The organism is Stenotrophomonas sp. BIO128-Bstrain (genome assembly GCF_030128875.1).
Classification (GTDB): domain Bacteria; phylum Pseudomonadota; class Gammaproteobacteria; order Xanthomonadales; family Xanthomonadaceae; genus Stenotrophomonas; species Stenotrophomonas bentonitica_A.
This window is the reverse complement of the sequence record NZ_CP124620.1, coordinates 1,993,393-2,005,245: the sequence shown is the minus strand read 5'-3', so window position 1 is coordinate 2,005,245 and position 11,853 is coordinate 1,993,393. Positions and strand designations below refer to the sequence as shown.

Here is an 11,853-nt window from a genome sequence, read left to right as displayed (position 1 = left end):
ATTGTGATTGATGACCAGACTGTGAACGCTTTTGATACTGCGGCCGGTTGCGGAGCTCGTCTTCGCCAGGCCCGGGAAGCGGCCGGACTGACCCTGGAGGCCGTGGGGCAGCAGCTGCGCATGCCGGTCCAGGTAGTGAAGTCCCTTGAAGAAGAGCAGTGGCAGCGCCTTGGCGCGCCGGTCTTCGTCCGTGGCCAGCTGCGCAGTTATGCCCGCCTGCTGAAGGTGGACATCGACGACATCCTCGAGCAGGCCCATATCGGGCCGATCGTGCCGCCACAGCTGGTCAGCCATACCCATACCCCGCGGGCCCGCCGCATTGCCGAGAGCCTGGGCCGTCGCGTCCTGTATGTCGGCATCACCGCGGTGCTGGCCGTGCCGGTCTGGTTCGCCACCCGGGGTCATTTCGATGGCACCGCCACCACCCCGAACACTGCGTCGCTGGATGTGATCCCGGCGGCGGTCCCGGTGGCCGGTGGTGACGCCCCGGAAGCGGCCGCACCGGCAGCCGTCGAAGCGGCCAAGCCGTCTGCGCCGGCAGCGCCGTACCTGGCGTCGCTGACCCCGGTCCCGCGTCCGGCCGCCGCGCCGGCAGCGCCGGCTGGTGCGCTGAGCCTGCAGTTCAAAGGCGACAGCTGGGTGGATATTTCCGGGCCCGACGGCACCACCGTCGAAAAGGCCCTGATCAAGTCGGGCGAGACCCGCAGCTTCGCGCCAGGCCAGGTAGCCCGCATGGTGCTGGGCAATGCATCGGCGGTCGAGGTTCAGCAGGCCGGCACTATCGTCGACCTTTCGCCGTACCAGCGAGCCAACGTGGCACGCTTTACGGTATCCTCTGACGGCTCCGTGGTCCCAGTTTCGCACTGAACCGCGTTTCCCCAATCCAATTCAAATAGCTCCTCCTCATGGGCGGGGCGAGAGTACGCATGGCGATCGACGACCTGCTCGACGAGCACGAACAAAGTGAACGCGTCCGCGGCTGGCTGCGGAAGAACGGTGTCAGCATCCTCGCTGGCGTAGCCATCGCGATCGGTGGCATCTGGGGCTGGAAAGAGTGGCAGACCCGGCACAGCAACAGCCTGGCCGGCGCCAACGTCCAGTATCAGATCGTCCTCAAGAGCCTGGAAGAAAAGGATCTGGAGCAGGCCGCCAAGGGTGTGAAGGACCTGGAGAGCGGCAAGGCCAACATCTACGCCGATCTGGCTGCCCTGCAGCTGGCCAAGGCGCAGGTCGATGCCGGCAAGAACGAAGACGCGCTGGCGACCCTGCGCGCGATCAAGGCCGACCCCGAATTCAAGCCGGTGATCGAGCAGCGCGTTGCGCGCCTGCTGGTGGCCACGGGCAAGACCGAAGATGCGATCAAGCAGCTCGGTACCGCGACCGACAGCGCCAGCCTGGAAATCCATGGCGATGCACTGATGGCGCAGGGCAAGCGTGATGCCGCCCGCGAGCAGTATGAGAAGGCGCTCAAGACGCTGGACGTGGCAGCGCCCCAGCGGCGCCTGCTGGAAACCAAGTTGACGGATGCCGGTGGCACCGTCACCGATCCTGCGGAGTCGGTGTAATGAATCAGATGGTCATGATCAAGCGCGTTGCCACGGTTGCCCTGTTGGGCATGGCCCTGACCGGCTGCAGCACGATGAAGGGCTGGTTCGCCGGCAAAGATGCCGCGGCCAAGAAGGCACTGGAACCGGCCGAGCTGGTGAAGTTCGATGCCACCGCCAAGGTCGACAAGATCTGGACGGCCAACGTCGGCAAGGGTGAGAAGCGCATCGGCGTCCGTCAGGGCCCGGTGGTCGCAGATGGTCGCGTGTACGCGGCCGCCATCTACGGTGGCGTGCATGCCATCGACCTGCAGACCGGCAAGAAGATCTGGACCTACGAACCGGCCAAGGTCAAGAAGCAGCCCAAGCTGCGTCTGTCCGGTGGCCCGGGCGTGGGTGACGGCCTGGTCGTCATCGGCACCCTGGATGGTGAAGTCATCGCGTTGAACGCGGCCGACGGCACCGAAAAGTGGCGTGCCAAGGTGCCGGGTGAAGTCATCTCCGCCCCGGCCGTGGGCCAGGGCATGGTCTTCGTGCGCAGCAACGACGGTCGCGTGACCGGTCTGGATGCCGAGAACGGCACCCAGCGCTGGTTCAACCCGCGCGAGCTGCCGGCGCTGACCGTGCGTGGCAACGCGCCGGTCGTCACCGGCCCGGGCGTGCTGTTCATCGGCAACGACGACGGCTCCATCGCCGCGCTGGCCATGCAGGACGGCCGCACGCTGTGGGACCAGATGGTCGGCACCGGCGAAGGCCGTACCGAGCTGGAGCGCATGGCCGATATCGACGGCGCCCCGGTGCTGGAAGGCAATACGCTGTTCGTCAGCAGTTTCAAGAACCAGACCATGGCGATCGAAGGCCCGACCGGCCGTCCGCTGTGGGCACGTGATCATGGCGGCGCCGGTGGCGTGGCCCTGACCTCGGGCAATGTGTTCGTCACCGACAACAAGGGCGGCGTGTTCGGCCTGGACAAGGCCAGCGGTTCGGCCATGTGGTCGCAGACGGGCCTGGCCCGTCGTTCGCTGACCGGTCCGGTCATCCACGGCGATTACGTTGTGGTCGGTGATTACAAGGGGTATCTGCACTGGTTGCGGACCGATAACGGTGAGTTCGCGGCGCGCGCCAAGAGTGGCGGCGACGCCCTCCTGGCCCAGCCGGTAGCTGCCGATGGGATTCTGCTGGTGCAGAACGTTGATGGAAAGCTGACCGCGTTCCGGTTGGCACAATAAGGAGTTACCGCGATGCTGCCCTTGGTCGCCCTGGTTGGACGGCCGAATGTCGGCAAGTCCACGCTGTTCAATGCGTTTACCCGTACGCGCGACGCGCTGGTCCATGACCAGCCCGGCGTGACCCGGGACCGTAATTACGGTGTTTGTCGTCTTGATGAAGACCACCCGTTCCTGGTGGTCGATACCGGCGGTATCGCCGGTGAAGAAGAAGGTCTGGCCGGCGCTACCGCCCGCCAGGCCCGCGCTGCCGCCGCCGAGGCGGACCTGATCCTGTTCGTGGTCGATGCCCGTGAGGGCCCGATGGACGACGAGATCCTGTCCTGGCTGCGCAAGCTGGCCCGTCCGACCCTGCTGCTGATCAATAAGATCGACGGCATGAACGAAGACACCGTGCGTTCGGAATTTGCCCGTTACGGCTTCGGCGAAATGCTGACCGTCTCGGCCGCGCACCGTCAGGGCCTGGATGATCTGCTGGACGAGGTCGTGGAACGGTTGCCGGAAGAGGGCACCACCGAGACCCTGGACACCGATCCGAACCGCATTCGCATCGCCTTCGTCGGCCGCCCCAACGTGGGCAAGTCGACGCTGGTCAATCGTCTGCTCGGCGAGGAGCGCATGATCGCCTCCGAAGTGCCCGGTACCACCCGTGATTCGATCGCGGTGGACATGGAGCGCGACGGGCGTGAGTACCGCCTGATCGACACCGCCGGCCTGCGTCGCAAGGCGCGTGTCGAGGAGGTGGTCGAGAAGTTCAGCGTCATCAAGACCCTGCAGGCCATCGAGCAGTGCCAGGTTGCGGTGCTGATGCTGGATGCCTCCGAAGGCGTGACCGATCAGGACGCCAGCGTGCTCGGCGCGGTGCTTGATGCCGGCCGTGCGTTGGTGGTGGCGATCAACAAGTGGGATGGCCTGACCGATTACCAGCGCGAGCAGGCTGAAGCCCTGGTGTCGCGCAAGCTCGGCTTCGTGCCGTGGGCGGAAGTGGTGCGCATCTCGGCCAAGCACGGCTCGGGGCTGCGTGAGCTGTTCCGCTGCATCCATGCTGCGCACGCCTCGGCGACGCACGAATTCAGCACCAGCGAAGTCAACAAGGCGCTGGAAACGGCCTACGAGACCAACCCGCCGCCGGCGATCCGTGGTCACGTGTCCAAGCTGCGCTACGTGCATCCGGGCGGTTCCAACCCGCCGACCTTCATCGTCCACGGCACCCGTCTGAAAGACCTGCCGGAGTCGTACAAGCGCTATCTGGAGAACTTCTTCCGCAAGCGCTTCAAGCTGGTCGGCACGCCCGTGCAGTTCATCTTCCGCGAGGGTGTGAACCCGTACGAAGGCAAGAAGAACGTGCTCACCGAACGGCAGCTCAAGCGCAAGCGGCGCTTGATCAAGCACGTCAAGGGCAAGTGATGCAGAAAAGAGCCGGCGCAAGCCGGCTCTTCTCATTTGGGCGGCCGGAGCGCCCGTGCGCGATAATCCTCCGCATGAGCACGATCCCCGAACTCACCCCGGCCCAGGCCCGTGAACGCCTCGCCCATGGCGCGCTGCTGATCGACATCCGCGAGGCGCACGAACGCGCCACCGGCATGGCCGAAGGCGCGCTCGGCATCGCCAAGGGCGATCTCCAGGCCGAGCCAGACGCCCACCTGCCGGCAGCCGACCGCGAGGTCGTCCTGATCTGTCAGAGCGGCAGGCGTTCGATGGAGGCTGCGGTTTTCCTGTCGAACCTGGGCTACACGAATGTCGCCTCCGTCCACGGCGGCACGACCGCATGGCGTGCCGATGGGTTGCCGTTGGTGCAGCCGATGCAGAGCGATGCCGAACGCGACTTCAACGAGCGTTACTCGCGTCATCTGCTGTTGCCGCAGGTCGGTATCGAAGGCCAGAAGACGCTGCTCGCTTCGCGCGTGCTGGTGCTCGGCGCGGGCGGCCTGGGTGCACCGGCGAGCTTCTACCTGGCCGCGGCCGGGGTAGGGCACCTGCGCATCGCCGATGACGACGTGGTGGACCGCAGCAATCTGCATCGGCAGATCATCCACACCGATGCCAGCGTCGGCGAGCCCAAGGTGCTCTCGGCGCGCGCACGCCTGCTCGCGCTCAATCCCTCGCTGGACGTGGAGGCCGTGCAGGCGCGGGTCACCTCGGACGACATCGATGCGCTGCTGGAGGGTGTCGACGTGGTCCTGGATGGTTCGGACAATTTCCCGCTGCGCTACCTGCTCAATGATGCCTGCCTCCAGCACCGCATCCCGCTGGTGTATGGCGCGGTGGAGCGCTTCACCGGGCAGGTCAGCGTGTTCGACGCCGGCCGCCAGCGTGGGATCGCGCCGTGCTACCGCTGCCTGTTCCCCGAGCCGCCGCCGCCGGAGTTTGCGCCCAACTGCTCAGAGGCGGGCGTGCTCGGCGTGTTGCCGGGCATGGTCGGTCTGCTGCAGGCCACCGAAGTGCTCAAGCTGCTGCTCGGCATCGGCGAGCCGCTGATCGGGCGCCTGCTCACCTTTGACGCGCTGGGCATGCGCTTCCGCGAGACGCGGCTGCGGCCCGACCCGGGTTGCCCGTTGTGCGCGCCCGGGCGCGCGTTCCCCGGGTACATCGATTACGCCGCCTTCTGCAGCGGCGGAGGGGCCGCGTAGATCCACGCCATGCGTGGCTGCGGTTCGCCAGGGTCCACGTAGATCCACGCCCTGCGTGGATGCCGTTGGCGAGGGGCCGCTAGGTCAGCGCAGCCACGCATGGCGCGGCTTACCGCTGGGTTAGGCCGCGATTTCGGGACGATCTGGCATCCAGGTTCGATATCGTTCTGAATTCAGTACGATTAAACGCATCATCCGCGCTATTGCCCTTCAACGCTTTGCCCTATCGTTGACCCATCTTGTGTAGTCCGGGGAAGCAACCGCATGGCGGTGGAAGCAGGTGCCAGTGAACTGGTGAAAGTAGTGGCGCTGCTGGGGGCGGCCGTGGTCATGGTGCCGTTGTTCCGCCGGCTTGGGCTGGGCTCGGTGCTGGGCTATTTCGCCGCCGGGCTGGCCATCGGCCCGTTCGGGTTCGGGTGGTTCTCCGATCCGCAGGCCATCCTGCATACCGCCGAGCTCGACGTGGTGATGTTCCTGTTCGTGATCGGCCTGGAGATGCGGCCCTCGCATCTGTGGAGCCTGCGCAACGAGATCTTCGGGCTGGGCACACTGCAGATCGTGGTCTGCGGCACGGTGCTGACCGGCGTGTGCATGCTGCTCGGTTTCCCGTTGCCGGTGGCCTTCATCGGCGCGGCCGGTTTCGTGCTGACCTCCACCGCGGTGGTGATGCAGTTGCTGGCCGAGCGCGGTGACATCGCGCTGCCGACCGGCCAGAAGATCGTCTCGATCCTGCTGTTCGAAGACCTGCTGATCGTGCCTCTGCTGGCCGTGGTCGCGTTCATGGCGCCGGTGCACAGCGATGCGGGCGAGAGCTCGCGCTGGGTCACCGTGGGTATCGCCGCCGGTGCGATCGTCGGCCTGGTGCTGGTCGGCCGCTTCCTGCTCAATCCGCTGTTCCGCATCCTTGCTGCCGCCAAGGCGCGCGAAGTGATGACAGCGGCTGCGCTGCTGGTCGTGCTCGGCGCCGCGCTGCTGATGCAGCTGGGTGGCTTGTCGATGGCGATGGGCGCGTTCCTCGCGGGCGTGCTGCTCAGCGAATCCACCTTCCGCCACCAGATCGAAGCGGATATCGAGCCGTTCCGCGGCATCCTGCTCGGCCTGTTCTTCCTCAGCGTCGGCATGGCGCTGGACCTCACCGTGGTCGCCAACAACTGGCCGCTGATCGTCTCCGGTGTGTTCGCGCTGATGCTGGCCAAGGCGGTCTGCATCTACGTGGTCGCGCGCATCCTCGGCAGTGATCATCGTCAGGCGCTGGATCGCGGCGTGGTGATGGCGCAGGGCGGTGAGTTCGCGTTCGTGCTGTTCTCCGCCGCGGCGGTGGCCGGCGTGATTGACGTGCAGGTCAACGCCAACCTCACCGCGATCGTCGTGCTCTCGATGGCGCTGACGCCGCTGTTCGTGCTGCTGCACGACAAGCTGATGCCGGATCGCGAAGTCTCGCTCGACGGCGTCGAAGAAGCCGACGGCCTGTCCGGCAGCGTGCTGCTGATCGGCTTCGGTCGTTTCGGCCAGGTGGCGAGTCAGTCGCTGCTGGCGCGCGATGTGGATGTCACCATCATCGACAACGACGTGGACATGATCCACAACGCCGAGCGTTTCGGGTTCAAGATCTACTACGGCGACGGCACCCGCCTGGATGTGCTGCATGCGTCTGGCGCAGGGACAGCGCGTGCGATCGCGGTGTGCGTCAACAACGACCAGGATGCCGATCGCATCGTCGAACTGGTCACCCACGAGTTCCCCCAGGCCAAGCTGCTGGTGCGCTCGTTCGATCGCGAACATTCGCTGCGCCTGATCCATGCCGGCGTGGACTTCCAGATCCGCGAGACCTTTGAATCGGCCCTGCAGTTCGGCCAAGCCGCGCTGATGGAGCTGGGTGCCGATCCGGATGATGCGCGCGAGATCGCCGAGCAGATCCGCGAGCGGGATGCCGAACGCTTCGAGCTGGAGATGGCGGGCGGCGACCTTCGCGCGGGCGCGCACATGGTGTTCGGCACTGCGCTGCCCGGCGTGCCGACGCCGACGCCGTTCACCGCGCCCAAGCGCAAGGCGCGCACGCTCAACGCCGACCAGGTGCCCGAAGAAGAATAAGGCGCCGGCACTACCGGTGGGCGGGGCGGGCCGAATCAGGGACAATAGCCGACCGTCGCCCCCACGCCTGCCGCCCTCGATGAGCTCACCGACCCCCGACACCGTCTCTTCCGCCCGCATTCTCGATGGCCGCCGCATCGCCGAAGACCTGCTGGACAGCCTCAAGGTCCGGGTCGATGCCCGCCTGGCTGCCGGTGGCAGCCGTCCGGGCCTGGCCGTGGTGCTGGTGGGTGGCGACCCGGCCTCGACCGTGTACGTGCGCAACAAGCGCCGTGCGGCCGAGAAAGTGGGCATCGAAGCCTTCGATTACGACCTGCCGGCCGGCACCACCGAGGCCGAACTGTTGACCCTGATCGACCAGCTCAACGCCGATCCCAAGATCCACGGCATCCTGGTCCAGCTGCCGCTGCCGGGCATCCCGGACGCCAACCGCCTGATCCACCGGATCGACCCGCGCAAGGACGTGGACGGCTTCCATCCGGAAAACGTCGGCCATCTGGCCCTGCGTGAGTTCGGCCTGCGCCCATGCACGCCGCGCGGCATCGTGACCCTGCTTGGCCATACCGACCAGCCGGTGCGTGGCCGCAACGCCACCATCGTCGGCGTCAGCAACCACGTCGGCCGCCCGATGGGGCTGGAGCTGCTGATTGCCGGCTGCACCGTCACCAGCTGCCACAAGTTCACCCCCAAGGACGTGCTGGAGCAGTCGGTGCGCAACGCCGACATCCTGGTGGTCGCGGTGGGCCGCCCGGGCATCGTCCCGGGTGAGTGGGTCAAGCCGGGCGCCGTGGTGATCGACGTGGGCATCAACCGCCTGGATGACGGCCGTCTGGTCGGCGATGTCGGCTTCGAGGCCGCCGCCCAGCGCGCCAGCTGGATCACCCCGGTCCCGGGCGGGGTGGGGCCGATGACCGTGGCGACCCTGATGCAGAACACGATCGAGGCGGCAGAAGCGTTCTGAGCGGCCTGTGCCGACCGGCACCCGCCGCCCTCCGGTCCTGACCTGCTGCCCCTGGTAGAGCCGACCGTTGGTCGGCTGCTCTTGGCGCGGTGGCAGATCGATCCAAAGGCAGCCGACCAACGGTCGGCTCTACCCCCCGACCGTCGGCGCGACACAGCGTCGCATCTGACCCCTGCCAAAGACGCCCGAATCAGGGTAAAATGTCGCGCTTCCCCACATCTCGGGTATGCCGATGCTGCGCATCCAGGCTGAAGCTCTCACCTACGACGACGTCTCCCTCGTCCCCGCTCATTCCATCATCCTGCCCAAGGATGTCAGTCTGGAAACGCGCCTGACGCGCGACCTGCGGCTGAAGCTTCCGATCCTCTCGGCTGCCATGGATACCGTCACCGAAGCCCGCCTGGCCATCGCCATGGCCCAGCTCGGCGGCATGGGCATCATCCACAAGAATCTGAGCGTCGAGCAGCAGGCTGCCGAAGTCGCCAAGGTCAAGAAGTTCGAGGCCGGCGTCATCCGCGACCCGATCACCGTCGGCCCGGAGACCACCATCCGCGACGTGCTGGCCCTGACCCAGGCGCGCAACATCTCCGGCGTGCCGGTGGTGGACGGCGGCGGCCAGCTGGTCGGCATCGTCACTCACCGTGACATGCGCTTCGAGACCGAGCTGGACGATCCGGTCCGCCACATCATGACCAAGAAGGATCGGCTGATCACGGTCAAGGAAGGCGCGGCCTCCGATGAAGTGCTGCAGCTGCTGCACCGCAACCGCATCGAGAAGATCCTGGTCGTCAACGATGATTTCGCCCTGCGCGGTCTGATCACCGTCAAAGACATCCAGAAGAACACCGATTACCCCAACGCCGCTAAAGACACCGCCACCCGCCTGCTGGTCGGCGCGGCCGTCGGCGTCGGCGGTGATACCGACCGCCGGGTCGAGGCGCTGGTCGCCGCCGGGGTGGACGTGCTGGTGGTGGACACCGCGCACGGCCATTCGCAGGGCGTGCTGGACCGCGTCAGCTGGGTCAAGAAGCACTTCCCGCAGGTGCAGGTCGTCGGGGGCAACATCTGCACCGGTGAAGCCGCACTGGCGCTGCTGGACAGCGGCGCGGACGCGGTCAAGGTCGGCATCGGCCCGGGCTCGATCTGCACCACGCGCGTGGTCGCTGGTGTCGGCGTGCCGCAGATCACCGCGATCGACCTGGTCGCCGAGGCGCTGCAGGATCGCATCCCTCTGATCGCCGACGGTGGCATCCGCTACTCCGGTGATATCGGCAAGGCGCTGGCCGCCGGTGCCTCCACCATCATGATCGGTGGCCTGCTGGCCGGTACCGAGGAATCGCCCGGCGAGACCGAGCTGTTCCAGGGCCGCTCCTACAAGAGCTACCGCGGCATGGGCTCGCTGGCCGCGATGGAGAAGGGGTCCAAGGACCGCTACTTCCAGGACGCCTCCAGCGCCGACAAGCTGGTGCCCGAAGGCATCGAAGGCCGCGTGCCGTATCGCGGCCCGGTCGGCGGCATCATCCACCAGCTGATGGGCGGCCTGCGCGCCACCATGGGCTACGTGGGCTGCGGCACCGTCGATGACATGCGCACCAAGCCGAAGTTCGTCAAGATCAGCGGCGCCGGCCAACGTGAGAGCCACGTCCACGACGTGCAGATCACCAAAGAGCCGCCGAACTACCGCGCCTGATGCGGCATGAGCAAAGAGGAACGAGGAAGCTGATTCCCGTTCCTCTTTCTCTATCGGCCGCCGGTAACGACGCTGTGTTTCCCGTATTTACTCCTGCATTGCCCGGGCACCATGACCAACATCCATAACGACAAGATCCTCATCCTCGATTTCGGCGCCCAGTACACCCAGCTGATCGCGCGCCGCATCCGCGAGCTCGGCGTGTACTGCGAGATCTGGGCATGGGACCACAACCCGGCCGACATCGCCGCGTTCGGCGCCAAGGGCATCATCCTGTCCGGTGGCCCGGAATCGACCACGCTGCCGGGCGCGCCTGCCGCACCGCAGGAAGTGTTCGACAGCGGCCTGCCGATCTTCGGCATCTGCTACGGCATGCAGACCCTGGCCGCCCAGCTTGGTGGTGCCACCGAAGCGGCCGACCAGCGTGAGTTCGGCCATGCCGAAGTCAACGTCGTCGCCCCCGATGCGCTGTTCAAGGGCCTGAGCGACCACGGCGGCGAGCCGAAGTTGAACGTCTGGATGAGCCACGGCGACCACGTCTCCGTCGCGCCCCCGGGCTTCACCGTCACCGCCGTGACCGATCGCATCCCGGTGGCCGCGATGGCCAACGAAGAAAAGCGCTGGTACGGCGTGCAGTTCCACCCGGAAGTGACACACACCCTGCAGGGCCAGGCGCTGCTGCGCCGCTTCGTGGTGGACGTGTGCGGCTGCGAGACCCTGTGGACCGCCGCCAACATCATCGACGACCAGATCGCCCGCGTGCGCGAGCAGGTCGGCGATGACGAAGTAATCCTGGGCCTGTCCGGTGGCGTCGATTCGTCAGTCGTGGCCGCGCTGCTGCACAAGGCGATCGGCGACAAGCTGACCTGCGTGTTCGTCGACACCGGCCTGCTGCGCTGGCAGGAAGGCGACCAGGTGATGGCGATGTTCGCCGAGCACATGGGCGTCAAGGTGATCCGCGTCAACGCGGCCGACCGCTACTTCGCCAAGCTCGAAGGCGTGAGCGACCCGGAAGCCAAGCGCAAGATCATCGGCAACCTGTTCGTGGACATCTTCGATGAAGAATCCACCAAGCTGAAGAACGCCAAGTGGCTGGCGCAGGGCACCATCTACCCCGACGTGATCGAGTCGGCCGGCAGCAAGACCGGCAAGGCGCATGTGATCAAGAGCCACCACAACGTCGGCGGCCTACCCGAGCACATGAAGCTGGGCCTGGTCGAGCCGCTGCGCGAGCTGTTCAAGGACGAAGTGCGTCGCCTCGGCGTAGAACTCGGCCTGCCGCGCAGCATGGTCTACCGCCACCCGTTCCCGGGCCCAGGCCTGGGCGTGCGCATCCTCGGCGAAGTGAAGCGCGAATACGCCGAACTGCTGGCCAAGGCCGATGCCATCTTCATCGACGAACTGCGCAAGGCCGATCTGTACGACAAGACCAGCCAGGCGTTCGCGGTGTTCCTGCCGGTGAAGTCGGTGGGCGTGGTGGGGGATGCGCGGGCTTATGAGTGGGTAATTGCGCTGCGCGCCGTTGAGACCATCGACTTCATGACGGCGCATTGGGCGCATCTGCCGTATGAGTTCCTGGGGACGGTGAGTAACCGGATCATCAATGAGTTGCGGGGGGTGTCGAGGGTTGTCTATGACATCTCGGGGAAGCCGCCGGCTACGATTGAGTGGGAGTGATCCTGCTGGTTGATCGAGTAAGGGAAAAGAGCGC

General features: G+C 66.3%; 9 protein-coding genes. All 9 read left to right on the top strand.

Going from position 1 to position 11,853, the window contains the following annotated elements; all coding sequences use genetic code 11:
* Positions 1-3: 3 nt before the first annotated feature.
* The 9 genes from POS15_RS08910 (at position 4) to guaA (ending at position 11,819) form a co-directional block, all read left to right on the top strand.
* Complete coding sequence (locus tag POS15_RS08910; protein ID WP_019183087.1) at positions 4-867, top strand: RodZ domain-containing protein; 864 nt, start codon at positions 4-6, stop codon at positions 865-867.
* A 59-nt stretch (positions 868-926) separates the two neighbouring features.
* Positions 927-1,565 (top strand): tetratricopeptide repeat protein, encoded by a 639-nt coding sequence (locus POS15_RS08905; RefSeq protein ID WP_019183086.1) that lies wholly within the window; start codon positions 927-929, stop codon positions 1,563-1,565.
* Positions 1,565-2,773, top strand: a complete 1,209-nt coding sequence (gene bamB, locus POS15_RS08900) for an outer membrane protein assembly factor BamB (RefSeq protein WP_019183085.1) — start codon at positions 1,565-1,567, stop codon at positions 2,771-2,773. The genes POS15_RS08905 and bamB overlap by 1 nt, the downstream gene beginning before the upstream one ends.
* 12 nt (positions 2,774-2,785) lie before the next feature.
* Complete coding sequence (der, locus tag POS15_RS08895) at positions 2,786-4,177, top strand: ribosome biogenesis GTPase Der (protein WP_019183084.1); 1,392 nt, start codon at positions 2,786-2,788, stop codon at positions 4,175-4,177.
* A gap of 74 nt (positions 4,178-4,251) precedes the next feature.
* Entirely contained in the window at positions 4,252-5,400 is a 1,149-nt protein-coding gene (gene moeB, locus POS15_RS08890; protein ID WP_284129517.1) for a molybdopterin-synthase adenylyltransferase MoeB, read from the top strand.
* A gap of 264 nt (positions 5,401-5,664) precedes the next feature.
* A complete protein-coding gene (locus tag POS15_RS08885) occupies positions 5,665-7,491 on the top strand; it encodes a monovalent cation:proton antiporter-2 (CPA2) family protein (RefSeq protein WP_284129515.1) in 1,827 nt (608 codons plus the stop codon).
* A gap of 79 nt (positions 7,492-7,570) precedes the next feature.
* Positions 7,571-8,452, top strand: a complete 882-nt coding sequence (folD, locus tag POS15_RS08880; protein ID WP_019183081.1) for a bifunctional methylenetetrahydrofolate dehydrogenase/methenyltetrahydrofolate cyclohydrolase FolD — start codon at positions 7,571-7,573, stop codon at positions 8,450-8,452.
* 232 nt (positions 8,453-8,684) lie between these two features.
* Complete coding sequence (gene guaB, locus POS15_RS08875; protein WP_046273777.1) at positions 8,685-10,142, top strand: IMP dehydrogenase; 1,458 nt, start codon at positions 8,685-8,687, stop codon at positions 10,140-10,142.
* Positions 10,143-10,253: 111 nt separating this feature from the next.
* A complete protein-coding gene (guaA, locus tag POS15_RS08870) occupies positions 10,254-11,819 on the top strand; it encodes a glutamine-hydrolyzing GMP synthase (protein ID WP_046273759.1) in 1,566 nt (521 codons plus the stop codon).
* Positions 11,820-11,853: the final 34 nt, after the last annotated feature.

What these genes read in the sequence shown, in the direction of transcription:
- POS15_RS08905 (WP_019183086.1), top strand. Translation starts at nt 927, where the DNA reads ATGGCGATCGACGACCTGCTCGACGAGCACGAACAAAGTGAACGCGTC.
- bamB (WP_019183085.1), top strand. Translation starts at nt 1,565, where the DNA reads ATGAATCAGATGGTCATGATCAAGCGCGTTGCCACGGTTGCCCTGTTG.
- der (WP_019183084.1), top strand. Translation starts at nt 2,786, where the DNA reads ATGCTGCCCTTGGTCGCCCTGGTTGGACGGCCGAATGTCGGCAAGTCC.
- moeB (WP_284129517.1), top strand. Translation starts at nt 4,252, where the DNA reads ATGAGCACGATCCCCGAACTCACCCCGGCCCAGGCCCGTGAACGCCTC.
- POS15_RS08885 (WP_284129515.1), top strand. Translation starts at nt 5,665, where the DNA reads ATGGCGGTGGAAGCAGGTGCCAGTGAACTGGTGAAAGTAGTGGCGCTG.
- folD (WP_019183081.1), top strand. Translation starts at nt 7,571, where the DNA reads ATGAGCTCACCGACCCCCGACACCGTCTCTTCCGCCCGCATTCTCGAT.
- guaB (WP_046273777.1), top strand. Translation starts at nt 8,685, where the DNA reads ATGCTGCGCATCCAGGCTGAAGCTCTCACCTACGACGACGTCTCCCTC.
- guaA (WP_046273759.1), top strand. Translation starts at nt 10,254, where the DNA reads ATGACCAACATCCATAACGACAAGATCCTCATCCTCGATTTCGGCGCC.